Consider the following 19661-nt stretch of genomic DNA (forward strand, 5'->3'; position numbering starts at 1 on the left):
AGCCAAAATGTCAAAATTTTTTAAAATAAAACAAGCCAGTGAACAAACAGGCGTGCATTTGGAAACCATTCGTTATTATGAAAAACAAGGCTTAATCGCCCCCACACATCAACAAAATGGCTATCGTGTGTTTGACGAACAAACCCTTGCTCAATTACGCTTTATTAAAGCCTGTCGCAATATCGGTTTTTCTTTAAATGACATCAAAACGCTGTTGCAATTACAACAAACGCCTAACAAACAATGCAATGAAATCAATGCACTTGCCGAACAACATTTGGCATATTTGGACGAACAAATTAAAGAATTACAACAAGTTAAAACTTTTTTAATGCAATTTGTGGGTTGTGAAAATAAAACGGTTGATAAGTGTCAGATTATTCAAGGTATTAAAGAAAAAGAATAGCGGAATATTTTTCAGGCTGCCTGAAAGTTTATTTTTCAAAATTCCAATCAAAAAAACACCGCTTGCCTTTCCCCAAGCGGTGTTTCCCTTTCCCTTAACCTTTCAACCCATACTGATACGGCACGCCCAAATGCTCCCTTAGTGTATCGCCTTCATAATCGGTATGATAAATCCCACGCTCCTGCAAAATCGGCACGACTTTTTCCACAAATTCACGCACGCCCATTTGACTGTCAGGGGCAAGTGAAAAACCGTCTTGGGTTTTGATTGTTTGCACAAGCGATTTTGATAGACTGACCTTAACAAGCGGTTTTGGCGTTTTGGCAACTGCCACAGAACCAAAAGACAAAGACAATGCCAAGGCAATGGCGGTTGATTTTAATAAGGTTTTCATAAACTTCTCTTGTTTGATTGGAATGGGGATATTATAAAATTTAAAAATTGGTAAGGGAATGGCGGTTTTTGGAAAGGTGGTTTTTAAAAATGAAAATGTAAATTAAAACCTGCTAAAATAACCCAAATGTTTAAACAGTCAAACCAATGAATCTCAACACCCTACATCTATTTGTTGCCATTGTCCAAACAGGCTCGCTTTCCAAAGCGTCCGAACGCACAGGCGTACCGATTGCCACCATCAGCCGTCAAATCAGTGAGCTTGAAAAATCCTTGCAAATTCAACTGTTTGACCGCCAAAAATCAGGCGTTAAGCCCACAATGGCAGGGCAAAAACTCTATGACGAAGTGCATTTGTCTATTGACAATTTATTAAATGCCAAACAAGTGCTTCTTGACGATGAGAAAAATTTAAAAGGCGTGTTACGCATTTCAGCACCGCCTGCTTTTGAGCCTTCGCTTTGGTGGATTGGCAAATTTCAACAGCAATTTGCCCACATTCACATTCATTGTACGCTGACCGAACGCTATTTGGATTTGGCAAATGACGGTATTGATGTGGCGTTTCGCATTGGCGACTTGCACGGCGATGATTTTATTGCCAAAAAAGTATTGACGCTTGGCACCAAATGGGTGGCAAGTCCTGATTTATTGGCACGACTTGGCACACCAAAAACCATATCCGATTTGGCAAATTATCCCATTGCCAGTTGGGCAAAAAATGGCGAAAGCGAAATGGTCATTCAAATGAACAAAGAAAAAATTGCCTTGCCGATAGCATTTGCCAGCAATGACAGCTATGCGGTGGAATATATGATTTTGCAAGGCTTATATATTGGACAAATGTCTGCTGTTACCGCTGATAAATGGATAGCCAAAAAGCGTTTGGTGGAGATTTTGCCCCAATTTGATGCCCCTACTTTTGAAGTGTTTATGTTATACGCTGCTCATCGTTATCGCTCTGCCATTGTCAAAGCCTTTGTGGAATTTGTATTGGATGAAATTCAGACTGACTGAACATAAAATACCATCCAAATGAAAGTTTGGGCGGTATTTATTTTTTAAAGCAACCCATCATCAAAATAGGCATTAATGCGTATCTAAAATATCCACATCGTCTTTGTCTGATTTGCCAAAATTATCCACCAGCGTTTTGCTGGCTTCGTTTAAGCCAAAAACTTGCACGCTTGCCCCTTGTTTTTTGTAGCGTGTTACCACTTTATCCAAGGCACTGACCGCCGAAATGTCCCAAAAATGGGCGAGACTGACATCAATGCTCACGGTTTTGACGGTTTTTTTATCAAAATCAAAACTGGCGATAAAATCATCGGTTGATGCAAAAAACACCTGCCCTGTTACCCCATACGCCAAATCGCTCTCATCTGCGGTAGGCAAATTTAGCACCTTCATGTAACGCCCAATTTTATTGGCAAAAAACAACGCCGACAACAACACCCCAAAAAACACCCCCAAAGCCAAATTATGACTGTACACCACAATAGCAACGGTGGTTATCATCACCACATTAAAGCCCAAAGGGTGCGTTTTTAGCTCTTTGATGGACTGCCATTTAAAGGTGCTAAGAGCCACCATAATCATAATGGCAACTAGTGCAGGCATTGGAATAATTTTAATCCAATCACCCAAAAACACCACCAAAATCAACAAAAATATGCCTGCCATCAGCGTAGAAAGTCGGGTGCGTCCGCCAGATTTGATGTTAATTACCGATTGCCCAATCATCGCACAGCCTGCCATACCGCCAAACAGACCGCTGACAATGTTGGCGATGCCTTGCCCTTGGCATTCTTGGTTTTTGTTACTGTCGCTTTCGGTCATTTCATCAAGCAAATTGGCGGTCAATAACGATTCTAACAATCCCACCGCTGCAAGGCTCAATGAATAGGGCAAAATAATCCACAAAGTGTTCAAATTAAACGGCACATTCGGCAACAAAAACGCAGGCAAGCTGTCTGGCAACTGCCCCATATCGCCCACCGTGCGAACATCAAAGCCAAGCCCTACCGCCACTAAAGTAACCAGCACCACCGTTGCCAATGGCGACGGTATTAATTTGCCAATTTTGGGTAAATAACCAAAACCATACACCACTAACAACCCCAAGGCGGTTAAGGCGTAAGTTTGCCACGACACGCCTGCTAAATTGGGGTTTAATTCGGGCAACTGTGCCAAAAAAATCAAAATCGCTAAAGCATTGATAAAACCAATCATCACCGCCTGCGAGATAAACCGCATCAAACTGCCTAGTTTCATCCAGCCTGCTACAATCTGAATCATGCCTGTTAAAAGTGTAGCGGCAAGCATATAGTCCACACCGTGATTTTTAACCAGACTTGCCAGCACTAATGCCATTGCCCCTGTAGCGGCACTAATCATCGCAGGGCGACCGCCAAAAAAGGCAATCACAATGGCAATGCAAAAAGACGCATACAAGCCCACCTGTGGCGAAACCCCTGCAATGATAGAAAAAGCAATAGCTTCTGGAATCAACGCCAACGCCACCGAAAGTCCTGATAAAATATCTGCTCTAGGATTGGCAAGCCAGTTTTGCGAGAAATGTTTAATAGAAAAAGCAGAAAATGCTGTCAAAATAGATGTCCAAATTGTCAAAAAAATCGATTGTAACACAGCTTTTGGTTTGATTTAAATGATAAAAAACACCACTTACCTTTTTGCAAATGATGTTTTAAATCGTCATTATTTTACTTCAAAATATGCTATTTTATCGCGATAAAAAGAGTTTAAATAAGTCATACCTCGATGCAATACGGTAGAGACGTCACTCAAATCTTACGTATATTTGCCTTAAGTAAACGGGTGTTGCTGCCAAATTGTCGGGGTTGATGGTGGTGATGTGATAATTTGTCTTAACAGCTTGTCATCCGCCCAGTGCAAACTTTCAAATACGCCATAGCAAATAGCAATGTGGTTTGCTTAGTCAAGTGATGGCCAGCGTGGCAGCATTGGCATTCACTTCAAAAAATCTCAATGGTTACACGGATGATTTTTTTCAAAGACATTGTGATTGACCGTATAAAGTAGCGATTTTCTCCCGCCAATCACACTAATGCTAATGGCGTGAATTTGTATTTTGTCAGCATGTGGCGGTGTCAGATGTGCTTGTGGTAAACGTATTCCAGACCATACTCCCTTTGGATAAGTTGTTTAGTGTTTTTAATTGGCGAGCCAAATTATAAGGTTAGTTGTAAGTGGTTAGAAATTACACTTTTGTCATTAATGATGTGTATATCATTGAAAAATACGGTAAAAATGAACGAGGTATTGGAGTGGCTTTCGTGCTTTCACACTCAATGGAACATTGTTTGATTGGTGAATATGGCTTGGTAGAGGAGGCACGTCTAATTTAGACGTGGTTTGCTGTCTATTAAGGATCGCGAACAATCGGTATTTATGTGGGAGTTTTTGGATTTTATGAATAGTAAATTACTTTAAGCAAAAAATAAGGTGGGATAAGCCCACCTTATAAGTTCACTATGATTTATTGTAAAATCACATAGAAATTGCCACCGTCACGCAAGATGTTTAGTGCAACTACGGATGGTTTAGCATCTAAAATTTTACGTAAATCAGCGATGTTTTCGACTGAATGACGGTTTATGCCAATGATAATGTCACCTTTTTTCAAGCTACGCATTTCAGCAATAGAACCTTTTTCTACGCTTGAGATTTCAACGCCTTTAACCCCTTTTGAGTTATAGTTGTTAAACTTAGCCCCTTTTAATGCAGGAATAATGTTTTCTGCTGTGGTTTTCACTTCTGAGTCTGATTGTAGGGTAACTTTTGTTTTGGCTTGTTTTCCGTCACGTAAATAGGTTAGTTCGAGTTCCTTGCCAACACCAGAGGTTGCCACTTTAGCCCGCAATTCGCTGAAGCTATGGATTTTTTGACCGTTAATTTCAGTAATCACATCGCCAGCTTTAAAGCCAGCTTTGGCTGCGGCAGAGTCTGGTAATACTTCACTAATGAAAGCACCTTGTTGCGTTGAAATATTAAACTCTTTCGCTAGATTCGCATTTAGCTCCCCGCCTTTAATACCCAGCATACCGCGTTTCACTTCACCAAATTCGATAATTTGGCTCACAAGACTACTTGCCATATTGCTAGGGATTGCGAAAGCAATACCAGCATTACCGCCACTTGGCGAAATAATTGCCGTGTTGATACCGATTAATTCACCATTTAAGTTAATGAGCGGACCACCTGAGTTACCTTGATTGACTGCAGCATCAGTTTGGATATAGTTTTCATATCCTTCATCGGATTTGCCAGTTGAGCGACCCAGTGCAGAAACAATGCCTGATGTTACGGTTTGTCCTAAGCCAAATGGGTTACCAATGGCTACAGTAAAATCGCCCACCTGTAATTTGTCAGAATCAGCAAATTTAATTTCAGTGAGGTATTTTGGATTTTCAATCTGAACTAATGCGACATCTGAAAGTGGATCGCTGCCGACTAATTTTGCGTTAAATTCACGACCATCTTCGAGTTTTACGGTCATTTTATCTGCGTTATCAATAACGTGGTTATTCGTAATGATATAACCTTTTTCTGCATTGATGATAACACCTGAGCCTACACCACGAAAGTGACGAGGAGCAGATGAACGGTTACCGAATAGATCGGCATTCGGTCCGAAGAAAAATTCAAATTCGGGTGGAATTTCACGTGTGTAGCGAGAATCTTCTTGTGTTTTACCTTCAACTGCAATGCTTACCACGGCAGGGCGAACTTTTTCTAACATTGGCGCAAGGCTAGGCAGTGCTTGTCCATTTACTTGTATTGGTAATGTAGCCTGTGCAGCCATTGGTATGGCGGTAATACTTGAACCTAAAATTATGGCGCTGAAAAATGAATTTTTGAGAGTGTTATTCATATTGTATATGTTCCTCATATCTATTTATTGCGTTTTTATAATCTACGAGTGAAATAGCTCGTGTTTACTAAGACAAAGCTTTTTTTTTTCAGTTCATCAATTTGCAAAATTTTTATGAAAATCGACCGCTTGTCAGAATAATTTTGCAAGCTTATTTAAAAGTTTTTTGACATTCGGTTAAATTTAATAGACCATACACCAATTTTGTTAATTTGAGTCCTATTTTGATGTCTAGAGAAAATTTGGTTGAAGTAAAGCATCTGACCTTTAAACGAGGGAGCCGAGTGATTTATGACAATCTCAATTTGCAAGTGCAAAAAGGTAAAGTAACTGCCATTATGGGGCCGTCTGGAATAGGTAAAACTACGTTGTTACGCTTAATTAGCGGTCAAATTTTACCTGAATCAGGCGAAATATTGTTTGATGGCAGAGATATTTGTAAAGCAAATAATAAAGAGCTTTATGAAATTCGCCAGAGAATGGGGATGCTGTTCCAATCAGGTGCGTTATTTACCGATATTTCTACATTTGATAATGTGGCTTTCCCTATTCGTGAGCACACTTGTTTGCCCGAAGAGCTAATTAGAAAATTAGTGCTGTTGAAACTAGAAGCCGTTGGGCTTCGGGGCGCGGCAAGTCTAATGCCTTCCGAATTATCTGGTGGTATGGCGCGTCGTGTCGCACTTGCTCGTGCGATAGCACTAGATCCTGATTTGATAATGTATGATGAACCCTTTGCAGGACAGGATCCGATTAGTATGGGTGTGATTGTAGAGTTAATTAAAGAGTTAAATCAGGCATTAAATCTCACCTCTATTGTTGTATCTCACGATGTAAAAGAGGTGCTAAGTATTGCGGATTATGCTTATATTGTGGCGGATAAACGCATTATTGCAGAAGGAACACCAGAAATGTTACTCGAAAGCCAGGATCCACAAGTAGTGCAATTCTTAGCAGGTAAATCTGACGGCCCCGTGCGTTTCCACTACCCGGCTAAAGATTATACGGAGGAGCTATTTAATGGTTAATTTTATTAGCTCTGTTGGGATTTGTGTTATTAATTTTATCCGTACGTTTGGGCGTTCCGCTTTTATGTTATGGGGAGCATTAATTGGTAAACCTGAATTTAGAAAACACAAACCGTTATTGATTAAGCAGCTTTATGTGCTAGGGGTACAATCGCTTTTAATTATTATGCTTTCAGGCTTATTTATCGGTATGGTGTTAGGTTTACAAGGTTATGTGGTATTAACAGATTTTGCCGCTGAAAGCAGTTTGGGGACGTTAGTATCGCTTTCGCTATTGCGTGAATTAGGGCCTGTAGTTACCGCTTTATTATTTGCAGGGCGAGCTGGCTCAGCATTAACAGCAGAAATTGGTTTAATGAAAGCGACAGAGCAACTTTCCAGCCTTGAAATGATGGCCGTTGATCCATTAAGAAGAATTATTGCACCTCGCTTTTGGGCTGGAGTAATCTCAATGCCTATTTTGGCAGCCATTTTTACCGCAATTGGTATTTGGGGAAGCTCGCTTGTTGGCGTCGACTGGAAAGGTGTTGATAGTGGAAGTTTTTGGTCTGTAATGCAAAGTTCTGTTAATGCTAGCGATTTAGTTAATGGTTTCATTAAAAGTATTATTTTTGCCTTTGCTATAGTGTGGATTGCTTTATTTAATGGTTATGATTGTATACCTACTTCAGAAGGTATTAGCCAAGCAACAACAAAAACCGTGGTAAATGCATCACTTGTGATTTTAGGATTAGATTTTATTTTAACTGCGATTATGTTCGGTGGTTGATTTTAGTAAAAGGAATAGACAATGCGTCAATCAATTAAATATGAATTCTGGGTAGGGTTATTTGTGCTACTAGGGTTAGCAGCTCTTGTCTTTTTAGGTTTAAGAGTGGCCAATGTGCAAGGGTTCGCTAGTGAGAAAACCTACACGCTTTATGCAACTTTTGACAATATTGGTGGACTAAAGGTACGTTCGCCAATAAAAGTGGGTGGCGTAGTAGTAGGGAGAGTTACAGATATTTCTCTTGACAAGAAAAGCTATACGCCTAAAGTTGCCTTAGCTGTGAATGAGAATTTTAACCAAATTCCAGATACCAGCACGCTTTCAATTAAAACCTCTGGCTTATTAGGCGAACAATATATTGCGTTAAATGTCGGCTTTATGATTGAAGGCGAAACGGCAATAATGAAAGAGGGGGATACTTTTGTAGATACTAATTCTGCAATGGTGTTGGAAGATTTAATCGGTCAGTTTTTATATGGCGATAAAAAGTCAGATAAAATTGAAGGTGAAAAAGCGGTTGATTCTGTCACGGCAGAATAATCAACCTAACAACAATAACCTCTAATTTAGAGTTTGGAGATTATCAATAATGTTAAAAAACATTAAAAAAATTATCGTAACAGGTTTAGTGGCAGTTTCTGCCTTATTCTCAACTTCTGCATTTGCGGAAACAAGTCCTTATGTATTAATGCAACAAACAGCAGATAAACTATTTGGTAATATCAAAAGCAATCAAAGTAAAATTAAATCAAATCCTGAATATTTGCGTACTATCGTGCGTAACGATTTAATGCCATACGTCCACGTTAAATATGCAGGTCAGTTAGTATTAGGTAAAAATTTATCTTCTGCAACGGACGCACAAAAAGAAGCCTTTTTTAACGCATTTGGTCAATTTGTCGAGCAATCTTATGCACAAGTATTAACTCAATATCAAGGTCAAAATGTACAAATTGAAAGCCCAAAATCAGTTGATGGTAAATCAATTGTAAGCATTCGTGTGAATGTAGCAGGAAAAGGTGCTGCACAGCCAATTAAATTAGATTTTAAATGGCGTAAAAACAGTAGAACAGGTGAATGGCAAGCATACGATATGGCTGCTGAAGGCGTGAGTATGGTTGCAACTAAACAAAATGAATGGGCAGGTGTTATTCGTCAAAAAGGTATTGATGCTTTAACTGCTCAAGTTGCTCAATCAGCAAAACAGCCTATTATCTTAAAATAAGTCGCTTAGTTATGCCGCAAAAAAAATTACAATGGGATGTTCAGCAAAACAATGAAAGTCTTTTTGTGAAACTATCGGGCGAATTAACTCGTGACACGTTGCTTCCATTGTGGGAGCAACGTGCTTCTTTTTTATCTCCTAAAACTACTCAAAGATTGTATTGGGATTTAAAAGAGATCACGCGTGTTGATTCTGCTGGTTTTACATTACTTGCTGAATTATTAAATCACTATCATAAAATCATACCAAATAGCTTAATCCATACACCAGATTCTGTGAGAACATTAGCAGAACTGTACGATTTAAACGATTGGTTTGAGCAATTTATTATTTAGAGAACTAGAAATTAGGACTTAATAATGACCCCATCACAAATTGAAGAAATTTTAAAACAAAGCTTAACCGATGTTGCGGAAGTGTATGCACAAGGCGAAAATGCACATTTTGGCGTTATTGTCGTCAGTGATAGCATCGCTTCACTTTCAAAAGTAAAACAGCAGCAAGCTGTTTATGCACCATTATCAGACTATTTCACTACAAATGAAATTCACGCATTAACGATCAAAGTATTCAGTACAGAAAAATGGAAAACTGAGCGTTTACTAAATATGGTAGGATAATGGATAATATTTTGACAAGCGGTTAAAAAATTCATCTTTTTTGCAAATTTCTAGACAAAAATGACCGCTTGTATTTCGTTACCACTTACATATTCTTAATTTAGGACTCCCAAATGGAAAAATTTCGTGTGTACGGGCCATTCTCTCTGAGTGGAACGGTAGATATTTCAGGTGCCAAAAATGCAGCCCTGCCTATTTTATTTGCATCTATTTTAGCTGAAAAACCGGTGACATTAAAAAATGTACCTGATTTAAAAGACGTTGATACCACTTTTAAAATTTTACGCCAATTAGGCGTGATGGTTGAGAAAGCAGAAAAAGGCGTTGTATATATTGATGCAAGTAACATTAATAACTACGTTGCACCATACGAATTAGTCAAAACAATGAGAGCTTCTATTTGGGCATTAGCACCGTTGGTTGCACGTTTCCAAGTTGGACAAGTTTCATTGCCAGGTGGCTGTACTATTGGTGCTAGACCTGTTGATATGCACATTTCTGGCTTAGAGAAAATGGGCGCTAGAATTGAATTAGATGAAGGCTATGTAAAAGCAACCTCTCGTGGGCGTTTAAACGGTGCCAGAGTTTATATGGATAAAGTAAGCGTAGGGGCAACCTTATCAGTGATGATGGCTGCAACCCTTGCAAAAGGGACTACTGTAATTGAAAATGCCGCACGTGAGCCAGAAATTGTGGATACTGCCGATTTCTTAAATGCAATGGGTGCAAAAATTTCTGGTGCAGGTAGCGATATGATCACGATTGAAGGCGTTGAACATTTAGGCGGCTGTGAGCATAGCGTAGTGCCAGATCGTATCGAAACGGGTACTTTTTTAGTGGCAGCAGCAGTATCGGGCGGCCACATTACTTGTCGCGGTACTAAAGCAGATACGCTTGATGCAGTAATTGAAAAATTACGTGAGGCGGGTATGCAAATTGATGTGACTGAAGATACCATCACACTAGATTCATTTGGTCGTCGCCCGAAAGCAGTGAATATCCGTACAATGCCACATCCAGGTTTTCCAACAGATATGCAAGCTCAATTTACGTTGTTAAATGCGGTAGCAGATGGTACAAGTCGTATTACTGAAACGATTTTTGAGAACCGTTTTATGCATATTCCAGAGCTTATTCGTATGGGAGCTAAAGCTGAAATTGAAGGCAACTCCGCGATTTGCTATGGTGTAGATCGATTAAAATCAGCAGAAGTGATGGCAACCGATCTTCGTGCTTCAATTAGTTTAGTATTGGCAGGTTGTATTGCAAATGGTGAAACTATTGTTGATCGCATTTATCATATCGATCGGGGTTATGAACATATTGAAGAAAAATTACGCAGACTTGGGGCAAGAATAGAACGATTTTCCACGCCATCTGAAGATGAGTAATTGCAACATTTCCTGAAAAGAAGACCGCTTGTTAGTATTTTTTCAAGCGGTTTTTAATTATGCTTTCAACCTAAATCTTCCTCTACTATAACGAGTTTTTATTAGAGCCAAAATTTGCTCTTTCTCACTATTTACACGTTGTTGGCTTTGTTTTGCCACAATTAATGAGTGCTGTATAGAATGAGCGTGAGTAATAGCAATTGCTAACGCATCAGCGGCATCAGCTTGTGGCTGGGCAGAAAGTTGTAGCATTCGCGTTACCATATCTTGAACCTGCACTTTATCTGCTGAACCAATCCCTGTAACTGTTTGTTTCACGAGTCTTGCTGCATATTCAAAGACTGGCAAATCGTGATTAACTGCCGCTACAATCGCAGTGCCCCGTGCTTGCCCAAGTTTTAAAGCTGAATCGGGGTTTTTCGCCATAAAGACTTGCTCAATTGCAAACATATCTGGGTGAAATTGGGTGATAATTTCGCTCACGCCAGCATAAATACGTTTAAGGCGGGTAGGTAAATCGTCAGCTGTTGTGCGAATTGCACCGCTTCCAAGATATTCTAGATGCCGCCCCTTTTGGCGAATGACACCATAACCTGTTACCCGAGAGCCAGGATCAATTCCTAAAATAATAGACATTTCTGTTATAAATAAAATAAGCGAGAAGGTATATCTTCTCGCTTATGGTTGAATTAATCAATTCTTATTTATTTAATTTTTTCGTTAATTTGCTATCAACATCGCAAAGTTTTGCAAGGATTTCATCTGTTTCTTTTCCTAGCTTCGTGAGCATACCAGTAGTTTCGTCGGTTGCATTTGATAGCATAAATCCAGTTGAAACATTCCAAATATAACGATCAGACTTAAATGATGTAAAGTCTTTATTTGCAACATCACGTGTTAACGTAGGGATTTTTTGTATTTTTTGACCGTTCTGTAACAGAATGTTTACGGCTTTAGCTTCTTCGCCTTGGAAAACATAATTTGCTGTTACCCATTTACCACTTTGGCAACGATATACAATTGATTTTGAGGAATCAGTTGCTTTTTCTACTTTAACAGCTGCAACTCCATGAGTGACATTACCTGCAATATCATTTACTTGTTGAATTGCTTGATCTGCTACTTTTGCTACAGGATCTACTGTTGGTTGAGGAACTACCTGGTTATTCGCATTAGAGCAAGCGGCTAATACTAAAGTTGCTGCTAGAGCAGGAACGAATTTGACTAATTTCATAGTTTTCTCCTTAAGTAATTTTAATATATAGAAGCAACAAGTAATTTTAATATATAGAAGCAACAGCTTCGTTTAATTAGTATAGATTTTTTTATAAAAGTTCATTTATTTTATCGCTAAACATAAACCTAATTTCGCATATAAGTTATAACTATTTGATTTTATTATTTTTATTTTATGGATTTATAAATAATTTCTTTTGCAAAAAATTTTACTTTTTTAACCGCTTGTAGATCTTCAATTAAAAAAATAAATGAATATTTTGTATTGTCATAAAACTGTCATAAAACTGTCATAAAACTGTCATAAAACTGTCATAAAACTGTCATAAAACTGTCATAAATCTTTGCTATTTTCCTGGTGTGCGAAATGCACAATGCTTAATTAACCTATCAACCATAGCGAGGTTTAAATGAAACGCTTATTGACTAAAACAGCATTAATCACTGCAATCACATTAGGAACCCCAGCGTATGCTGCGACAGAAATTCAATGGTGGCATTCAATGGGAGGGGCATTAAATGATTGGGTAAATGGTTTAGCACAAGAATTTAATGATAGCCAAAAAGAGTATAAAGTTGTGCCTGTTTTTAAAGGCTCTTACCCTGAGGCGATGGCGGCGGGAATTGCTGCAGTAAGAGCTGGTAATGCACCGGATATTCTACAAGTGTATGAAGTCGGTACTGCATCAATGATCTATGCAAAAGGGGTGACAAAATCTGTTACACAAATTATGAAAGATGCCGACCTGAAGTTTAGCCCGTCAGATTATATTCCAGCTATAAGTAGCTATTACACTGCCCCAAATGGCGAAATGCTCTCTCTCCCTTTTAACAGTTCGACAGCTGTGCTTTATTACAATAAAGATGCTTTCCAAAAAGCAGGGTTAGACCCTGAAACAGCACCAAAAACGTGGAAAGATGTTCGTGCGGTCACCGAAAAATTAAAACAGTCTGGTAGCACTTGTCCTTTAACCGTGTCTTGGATGGGCTGGACGCAATTAGAAAACTTCTCTGCGTGGCACGATGTTCCTTTTGCAACTAAAAATAATGGTTTTGACGCTTTAGATGCAGAATTAACCTTTAACTCTGAATTACACGTTCGCCATATTGATAACTTAGCGGATATGGCAAAAAACAACTTGTTTGTTTATAAAGGGCGTGAAAGTAGCTCTCAACCTGCATTTGCTTCAGGCGAATGTGCGATTTTCATCGGTTCGTCAGGCTCTTATTCAGGCATTAAACGTGATGCCAAATTTGCTTTCGGTGAATCAACTCTACCATATTACGATGATGTTGCAGCCGCTCCTCAAAATACAATGATTGGTGGTGCAAGTTTGTGGGTATTGGCAGGTAAGCCAGACTCTAACTACAAAGGTATTGCACAATTCTTTGACTTCCTTTCTAAACCTGAAGTACAAGCCAAAAGCCATATGACTACAGGTTATTTGCCAGTTACGTTGAAAGCCTATGAAATCACAGAAAAATCAGGGTATTACACACAAAACCCAGGGACAGATGTGCCTGTAGAACAAATGGTTCGTAAAACAACTGAGCGTACTCGTGGTATCCGTTTAGGTAATATGCCGCAAATTCGTACGATTGTTGATGAAGAGCTAGAACAAGTCTGGACGGGTAAGAAAACCGCTCAACAAGCACTGGATAATGCCGTTAAGCGTGGTAATGAGCTACTAGAAAGATTTAGAAATGTAAATAAATAATATCGACTATTGCTCTTCCATCGATATTGGGTGGGAGAGTATATTTATTTCTAGGAATAATAACTATGACAAGATATACAGGATATCGTTTTTTATCGTGGTTACTGTTATTGCCCCAATTATTGATTATTGGCATTTTTTTCTACTGGCCTGCAATACAGGCGTTATACCAATCATTTCAAATGCAAGATATGTTTGGTATAACCAGTTACTGGGTAGGGTTCGATAATTTCAAACGTTTATGGAATGATCCAACCTATTGGGAATCAGTTTATACCACCATTTACTTTTCCTTTTGGGTCACCTTACTTGCGTTAGTACTTTCCTTGCTGCTCGCCTTTTTTATGTATCGCATCACAACAGGTGCTGTTTATTACCGCACTTTTTTAATTTTACCTTATGCGGTTTCACCTATTGTTGTGGGTGTTTTATGGGCATTTATGTTTTCTCCCTCTTTTGGTGTGATTGCTTATGCATTAAAGCAAATCGGCATTGAGTGGAACCACCAAATGAATGATTCACAGGCGATGTGGCTTGTGATTTTAGCCTCAGTCTGGAAACAAATTTCTTATAATTTCCTATTCTTCTATGCAGGCTTACAAGCGATTCCTAAATCACTGATTGAAGCCGCTGCGATAGACGGTGCAGGCCCTTGGCGACGCTTTTTTACCATTCAATTTCCGCTACTTTGGCCAACAACCTTTTTTCTTTGTGTCATTAATATTGTTTATGTGTTCTTTGATACTTTCGCCATTATTGATTCTTTAACAGAAGGCGGACCGGGTAAATCCACATCGACACTCGTATATCGTATTTATGTAGAGGGTTTTAAATCGATGGATTACGGCAGTTCCGCAGCACAATCGGTGATTTTAATGACAGCTGTATTATTGCTGACCTTGGTGCAATTTAAATATATGGATAAAAAGGGAGGGCATTAAAAATGGTTGAAAATCGTCCTTGGTTGAATTTCTTTTCCCATTGCAGTTTATGGATTGCGGTATTACTTATCTGTTTTCCGATTTATTTGGCATTTGTAGCTTCTACGCATACGGAAACGGATGTGATTTCCGTACCGATTTCACTTCTGCCGGGCGATCAAATTATTCAGAACTATACGACCGCCCTTTGGGGGAGCGAATTTTCAGCCACCGCATTGCCGGTTTCTCGAATGCTTTGGGTCACCTTTGTGATGACAATGCTCATCGCTGTGGGGAAAATCACGATTTCTTTGCTCTCTGCTTTTGCAATCGTTTACTTCCGTTTCCCATTGAGAGGGTTAATTTTTATCCTGATTTTCGTCACGCTGATGTTACCAGTTGAGGTTCGAATTATCCCAACTTATGAAGTGGTGGTGAATTTGCATTTAATTAATAGTTATGCAGGTTTAACCATACCGTTAATTGCTTCTGCTACCGCAACATTTTTATTCCGCCAATTCTTTGCTACCGTGCCGCAAGAGTTATTGGAAGCGTCAAAAATGGACGGAGCAAAGGCAATGACATTCTTTAAAGATATTCTTGTGCCACTTTCTATTCCAAGTATTGCAGCATTGTTTGTGATCCAATTTATTTATGGCTGGAACCAATATTTATGGCCACTATTAATGACCACCAGCGAAGATATGTTCTCGTTGGGTATCGGCGTGCGAAAAATGCTGGATACAGGCGGCGGGCCTATTAGCTGGAATGTAGTGATGGCAAGCGTGATATTGATGCTTATCCCACCAACCCTTGTGATCTTATTGATGCAAAAATGGTTAGTGAAAGGACTAATTGATTCAGAAAAATAATAATTTAAGGAAATTTTATGGCAACACTTGAATTAAAAAATATTACCAAACATTATGGAACGGCAAAAAAACCGCAAGATTTGATTTTAAAAGGTATCAATATAGAAGTAGAGGCAGGGGAATTTATTGTCGTGGTTGGTCCGTCTGGCTGTGGGAAATCTACGCTATTACGCCTTATTGCCGGTTTAGAAACGCCTACAAGCGATGATATTTTGATTGGAAATTGCAATGTTACGCAATTAGAGCCTTCACAACGCAATATCGCAATGGTGTTTCAAAACTACGCCCTTTATCCACATATGACAGTGCGTGAAAATATGGCTTATGGCATTAAACTTGCCAAAATGCCTACCACTGAAATTGAACAACGCATCAACGAGGCTGCCAAAATGTTAGAGCTCGAGGCTTATTTAGATAAAAAACCGAAAGAGTTATCCGGTGGTCAAAGACAGCGTGTTGCAATGGGGCGAGCCATTGTACGTAAACCCATTCTCTTTTTATTTGATGAGCCACTCTCAAATTTAGATGCGAAATTACGCACATCAACCCGTTTGGAAATTCGCCGTCGTCATAATCGAATTGGGGTGACCTCACTCTATGTTACCCACGATCAAACAGAGGCAATGACACTGGCGGATCGCATTATTGTGATGAATAAAGGCAAAATTGAGCAATTTGATACACCAGAAAATATCTTCTCTCGCCCAGCTTCAATTTTTGTCGCTAACTTTATTGGTTTACCTGCAATGAATTTATTAAATGTTGAAGTGAAAGGCAACGATGTTTACTGTGATAGGCAATTACTAAAAGGTGTATCTGCGCCAAGTAGTATTAAAGCACAAGGTGGCGGGAATTGGATTTTAGGCATTCGACCAGAGTATATTACTTTGGTGGAAAACAAAACAGAACATAGTTGGGACGCTTTAATTTCTATTAGTGAATTATTAGGTTCTGAGCAGTTAATTTACGGCAAATTAGGGCAGCAGCCGATAATTATTCGCTACAATCAAATTCGTACAGATTTATTACATCACGAAATTTCTGACACATTCCATATTGAAGCTGATTTATCACAACTACATTGGTTTAATTCGATAACGGGTTTACGCCAAGAATAAAAAAATAGAGAAGGATTTTATGTCATACCCATATCCAAAACTGATTGCCCATCGAGGTGGTGGCAACCAAGCACCTGAAAATACACTCGCTGCTTTCCAACTTGGCTTGCAACACGGCTATAAGATGTTTGAATGCGATGCCAAATTATCTGCAGATGAACAGCTATTTTTATTACACGACGATACTTTAGACAGAACTACTTCAGGAAAAGGCAGTGCAAAAATTGAGTGGCAAACCTTAAATCAGCTTGATGCTGGCAGTTGGTTTAGCCGTGAATTTCAGCAAGAATCAATCCCATTATTAGAGAAAATAGTGCCATTTGTATTGGAAAATAACTGTTTTTTGAATGTAGAAATTAAGCCAAATCCTAACCAAGATTATAAAACAGGTATGGCGTGTGCCAAATTTCTTGAGCAATTTGTAAATGCTGAAAGCAAAGAACATTGCCCGCTTTTGCTCTCCTCATTTAGTGAAGATGCCCTCAAAGGGGCTTATGATGCACACACTTCTATTCCAAGAGCATTGCTATTGGAGAAGTGGCGAGATTCTGCTTGGGAAACGGTAAGTGAATTGGCGTGTAGTGGTTTTGTGCTAAATTATAAAATTGTGACCAAAGAGCTTGTTGAAAAATGCCATAAAATTCAACGGTTTGTAATGGTTTATACGGCAAATGAAGAGAAAGAAGTGGCAACATTATTTGAAAACGGGGTAGATAGTATTATTACGGATAATATGCAATTGGCGAAATTATATCTCGATAAAAATTAGTTTGAAAAATAAGGGCTAATCTAGATTAGCCCTTATTTTTTATATTTGATTAAAGCAACGCCGCTACTTCATCGCTGATTTCGCCGTTGTGGTATACGTTTTGCACATCATCACAATCTTCAAGGCGGTTGATTAAATCAAGTAGTTTTGGGGCAGTTTCCGCATCAAGTTCAACGGTGGTTGATGGAATCATTGTGACTTCTGCAGATTCAATTTTAAAACCTGCTTGCTCAATGCCATCACGCACATCGCCTAAATCTTCCCAAGCGGTGTAGATTTCAAATGAACCGTCTTCTTGAACTTGAATATCATCAGCTCCAGATTCGATTGCCGCTTCCGTTAAAGCATCTTCATCGCCAGAAGCAATTAAAATTAAGCCTTTTTTGCTGAACAGATAACCTACAGAACCTTCGGTGCCTAAGTTGCCGCCGCACTTGGTAAAACTTGGGCGAACTTGTGAAATGGTGCGGTTGGCGTTATCGCTTAAACACTCCACCATCACCGCTGTGCCGCCTGGACCGTAACCTTCGTAGATTTTGGTTTCCATATTGGTGTCATCGCCACCGCCTACACCACGTTCAATTGCACGGTTGATGGTATCACGCGTCATATTGCTTGATAACGCTTTATCAACGGCTGAACGTAAGCGAGGGTTTGCATTCACATCACCTCCGCCTAATTTTGCAGCTGTTACTAATTCACGAATTAATTTTGTGAAAATTTTACCGCGTTGTGCATCTTGTGCTGCTTTGCGGTGTTTAATATTTGCCCACTTACTATGGCCTGCCATTTTGTTTTCCTTATTTTAATGTTGTTAGATATTGTTTGATCGCCTGTGCGTTGTTCGGGGATTTCGTCATTTCGACCGCTTCCTCAACCGAAACCCAACGGTAAGCCAAATGCTCGCTTAAAATCGGCTCTTGTTCACTTTCAAGCAGTAACAAAAACCAATGCTCGACACAATGTGTGATATTCGGTGCGTATTTATACCGAAAATGCGGAAAAATTTCAAATTCTATCTGCTTTTGGCAATCAACAAGCGGTTGTTTTTTCTCTGAATTTTGCAAATGGGAAACTGGCAAGCCAATCTCTTCAAAAACTTCACGCTCGGCGGCTTCAATCGGTTTTTCGCCTATTTCGATAGAGCCTGTTACGGATTGCCAAAATTCAGGATCGTCTTTACGTTGTAGCATCAATACTCGATGAGTATTTTTAGCATAAACGACAACTAACACGCTATTAGGATTTTTATAATTCATCATTTACAAAATATTTAGTGATTTTAACCGCTTGTAATATTACCCAAGAACAACAAGAACCGCCGCGAAAACGACTAGCACCAGCCCGACAAAATCTTGAATTTTCAGCCGCTCTTTAAAAATAAAGTAGGAAATGCCTAAAATAAAGAAAATTTCCACTTGCCCGAGGGTTTTTACAAAGGCAACGTGGTTTAAGCTCATTGCATTAAACCAGCCGAAAGATCCCAGAAAGGAAAATAGGCTAGTGAGTATGCCCAGTTTAGGCAAGCGGAAAAATTTAGCGAGTGTATCTCGTTGGAAAAGTGCTAAATAGATCACAAGTACCACCGCCTCAAACGTAATAACAGCAAAAAGTACCCAAGCGGCAGAAAATAAATAGTGGCTATGAAGTTGTAAGCTAGCTTCTCGTACCCAAAGGGAGGTGAGAGCAAAGCATAAACCGCTACCAATGCCGAGCAACGGCGTTTTCCACGAAAGCTGGCGTAAATTGCTACTGCCTGTCATTAAAAAGATTGCGACACCGCCGAGAATGACGCCAAACCACCCAATACCACTGATTGTGACGCCAAAAAATATTACGCCAAGTAAGGCTGCCCAAACTGCCTCACTTTTCGCAAGCCCAACGCCGATAGCATAATTTTTTAAGTGAAAGAGCTTAACCATTAGAGAGGTTGCCATAATTTGGGCTAGCCCTGCGGCTATCGCATACACAAAAAACAGTGGCGGAAAGTCAGGAATATTGAGCGTTTCATCATATTGGTACAAAAAATATAAATAGCCACTTGCTAAAGGCACGGCATAGAAAAAACGAGCCAGCGTGACGCCCAATACAGGCACATTTAGGCTAAGTTGCTTTTGAAAAGCATTGCGAACCGCTTGTGCGATAGCTGCCAGTAAGGTAAAGCAAATCCACATAACAATGATAAAATAAGAACAGATAGCCAAATCTTACTCCTTTATTAGCGGTTTGCAAGCGGTCTAAAAAGCTCTAAAATTTGCCAAAACAATTTTGGCAAGAATAA

The 19661-nt window shown here is 39.3% G+C and carries 23 protein-coding genes; 15 read left to right on the forward strand and 8 right to left on the reverse strand.

The features are described 5' to 3' along the window. The first annotated feature begins 7 nt into the window (after window positions 1–7). Window positions 8–406 (forward strand): Cd(II)/Pb(II)-responsive transcriptional regulator, encoded by a 399-nt coding sequence (locus HV560_RS04905; RefSeq protein ID WP_176812286.1) that lies wholly within the window; start codon window positions 8–10, stop codon window positions 404–406. A gap of 94 nt (window positions 407–500) precedes the next feature. Here HV560_RS04905 and HV560_RS10290 read toward each other — a convergent pair whose 3' ends face one another. Then, window positions 501–800: a hypothetical protein gene (locus HV560_RS10290; protein WP_202880337.1), complete on the reverse strand. Its 300-nt coding sequence runs from the start codon at window positions 798–800 to the stop codon at window positions 501–503. 146 nt (window positions 801–946) lie between these two features. Between HV560_RS10290 and HV560_RS04915 the strand changes: the two genes are divergently transcribed. Continuing rightward, window positions 947–1816: a LysR family transcriptional regulator gene (locus tag HV560_RS04915; protein ID WP_176812287.1), complete on the forward strand. Its 870-nt coding sequence runs from the start codon at window positions 947–949 to the stop codon at window positions 1814–1816. A 72-nt stretch (window positions 1817–1888) separates the two neighbouring features. Here HV560_RS04915 and HV560_RS04920 read toward each other — a convergent pair whose 3' ends face one another. Then, window positions 1889–3409: a SulP family inorganic anion transporter gene (locus HV560_RS04920; RefSeq protein ID WP_475440379.1), complete on the reverse strand. Its 1521-nt coding sequence runs from the start codon at window positions 3407–3409 to the stop codon at window positions 1889–1891. A 620-nt stretch (window positions 3410–4029) separates the two neighbouring features. On the opposite strand from HV560_RS04920, the gene HV560_RS04925 reads away from it, so the two are divergent. Next, complete coding sequence (locus tag HV560_RS04925; protein ID WP_176812288.1) at window positions 4030–4188, forward strand: hypothetical protein; 159 nt, start codon at window positions 4030–4032, stop codon at window positions 4186–4188. A 131-nt stretch (window positions 4189–4319) separates the two neighbouring features. Here HV560_RS04925 and HV560_RS04930 read toward each other — a convergent pair whose 3' ends face one another. Further along, window positions 4320–5714, reverse strand: coding sequence for a Do family serine endopeptidase (locus tag HV560_RS04930; RefSeq protein WP_176812289.1), 1395 nt, complete (start codon window positions 5712–5714; stop codon window positions 4320–4322). Window positions 5715–5941: 227 nt separating this feature from the next. Here HV560_RS04930 and HV560_RS04935 point away from each other — a divergent pair, with 227 nt between their 5' ends. From HV560_RS04935 to murA, 7 genes are all read left to right on the forward strand, one after another. Then, a complete protein-coding gene (locus HV560_RS04935) occupies window positions 5942–6742 on the forward strand; it encodes an ATP-binding cassette domain-containing protein (RefSeq protein ID WP_420371379.1) in 801 nt (266 codons plus the stop codon). After that, complete coding sequence (gene mlaE / locus HV560_RS04940) at window positions 6735–7511, forward strand: lipid asymmetry maintenance ABC transporter permease subunit MlaE (RefSeq protein ID WP_176807974.1); 777 nt, start codon at window positions 6735–6737, stop codon at window positions 7509–7511. Before HV560_RS04935 ends, mlaE begins: the two co-directional genes overlap by 8 nt. Before the next feature lie 21 nt (window positions 7512–7532). After that, window positions 7533–8051, forward strand: a complete 519-nt coding sequence (gene mlaD, locus HV560_RS04945; RefSeq protein WP_159629195.1) for an outer membrane lipid asymmetry maintenance protein MlaD — start codon at window positions 7533–7535, stop codon at window positions 8049–8051. Window positions 8052–8100: 49 nt separating this feature from the next. After that, entirely contained in the window at window positions 8101–8736 is a 636-nt protein-coding gene (mlaC, locus tag HV560_RS04950; protein WP_176809673.1) for a phospholipid-binding protein MlaC, read from the forward strand. Window positions 8737–8747: 11 nt separating this feature from the next. Continuing rightward, on the forward strand, window positions 8748–9071 hold the full coding sequence (locus tag HV560_RS04955) for an STAS domain-containing protein (RefSeq protein ID WP_176807976.1): 324 nt from the start codon (window positions 8748–8750) through the stop codon (window positions 9069–9071). Between the two features lie 24 nt (window positions 9072–9095). Continuing rightward, the gene (locus tag HV560_RS04960; protein WP_159629198.1) at window positions 9096–9356 is read left to right on the forward strand and encodes a BolA family protein; all 261 of its coding nucleotides are present in this window, start codon (window positions 9096–9098) and stop codon (window positions 9354–9356) included. A gap of 113 nt (window positions 9357–9469) precedes the next feature. After that, window positions 9470–10747, forward strand: a complete 1278-nt coding sequence (gene murA, locus HV560_RS04965) for a UDP-N-acetylglucosamine 1-carboxyvinyltransferase (protein ID WP_176807978.1) — start codon at window positions 9470–9472, stop codon at window positions 10745–10747. Window positions 10748–10804: 57 nt separating this feature from the next. Here murA and ruvC read toward each other — a convergent pair whose 3' ends face one another. Together ruvC and HV560_RS04975 are read right to left on the reverse strand one after the other, a co-directional pair. Next, the gene (gene ruvC, locus HV560_RS04970; RefSeq protein WP_159629200.1) at window positions 10805–11383 is read right to left on the reverse strand and encodes a crossover junction endodeoxyribonuclease RuvC; all 579 of its coding nucleotides are present in this window, start codon (window positions 11381–11383) and stop codon (window positions 10805–10807) included. Window positions 11384–11447: 64 nt separating this feature from the next. Then, on the reverse strand, window positions 11448–11981 hold the full coding sequence (locus HV560_RS04975) for a hypothetical protein (protein WP_176807979.1): 534 nt from the start codon (window positions 11979–11981) through the stop codon (window positions 11448–11450). Window positions 11982–12393: 412 nt separating this feature from the next. Between HV560_RS04975 and ugpB the strand changes: the two genes are divergently transcribed. The 5 genes from ugpB to HV560_RS05000 all read left to right on the forward strand — a co-directional run bounded on the left by ugpB (window position 12394) and on the right by HV560_RS05000 (window position 17380). After that, window positions 12394–13701, forward strand: a complete 1308-nt coding sequence (ugpB, locus tag HV560_RS04980) for a sn-glycerol-3-phosphate ABC transporter substrate-binding protein UgpB (RefSeq protein WP_176812290.1) — start codon at window positions 12394–12396, stop codon at window positions 13699–13701. 65 nt (window positions 13702–13766) lie between these two features. Next, the gene (gene ugpA / locus HV560_RS04985; RefSeq protein WP_176812291.1) at window positions 13767–14642 is read left to right on the forward strand and encodes a sn-glycerol-3-phosphate ABC transporter permease UgpA; all 876 of its coding nucleotides are present in this window, start codon (window positions 13767–13769) and stop codon (window positions 14640–14642) included. A 2-nt stretch (window positions 14643–14644) separates the two neighbouring features. Continuing rightward, on the forward strand, window positions 14645–15493 hold the full coding sequence (gene ugpE, locus HV560_RS04990; RefSeq protein WP_176812292.1) for a sn-glycerol-3-phosphate ABC transporter permease UgpE: 849 nt from the start codon (window positions 14645–14647) through the stop codon (window positions 15491–15493). Window positions 15494–15510: 17 nt separating this feature from the next. Further along, window positions 15511–16611 carry an ABC transporter ATP-binding protein gene (locus HV560_RS04995; RefSeq protein WP_176812293.1) on the forward strand — a complete coding sequence of 367 codons (1101 nt, stop codon included), beginning with the start codon at window positions 15511–15513 and terminating at the stop codon, window positions 16609–16611. 19 nt (window positions 16612–16630) lie between these two features. After that, complete coding sequence (locus tag HV560_RS05000) at window positions 16631–17380, forward strand: glycerophosphodiester phosphodiesterase family protein (RefSeq protein ID WP_176812294.1); 750 nt, start codon at window positions 16631–16633, stop codon at window positions 17378–17380. A gap of 49 nt (window positions 17381–17429) precedes the next feature. Here the strand turns inward: HV560_RS05000 and HV560_RS05005 are convergent, their stop codons facing one another. The 3 genes from HV560_RS05005 to HV560_RS05015 are packed head-to-tail and all read right to left on the reverse strand — an operon-like array spanning window position 17430 to window position 19584. After that, a complete protein-coding gene (locus tag HV560_RS05005) occupies window positions 17430–18170 on the reverse strand; it encodes a YebC/PmpR family DNA-binding transcriptional regulator (RefSeq protein ID WP_176807980.1) in 741 nt (246 codons plus the stop codon). Window positions 18171–18180: 10 nt separating this feature from the next. Beyond that, window positions 18181–18639 (reverse strand): dihydroneopterin triphosphate diphosphatase, encoded by a 459-nt coding sequence (gene nudB / locus HV560_RS05010; protein ID WP_176812836.1) that lies wholly within the window; start codon window positions 18637–18639, stop codon window positions 18181–18183. Between the two features lie 39 nt (window positions 18640–18678). Beyond that, a complete protein-coding gene (locus HV560_RS05015; RefSeq protein ID WP_236650880.1) occupies window positions 18679–19584 on the reverse strand; it encodes a DMT family transporter in 906 nt (301 codons plus the stop codon). Window positions 19585–19661 lie beyond the last annotated feature (77 nt).

Origin of the sequence: Mannheimia pernigra (genome assembly GCF_013377995.1) — a bacterium.
GTDB lineage: Bacteria > Pseudomonadota > Gammaproteobacteria > Enterobacterales > Pasteurellaceae > Mannheimia > Mannheimia pernigra.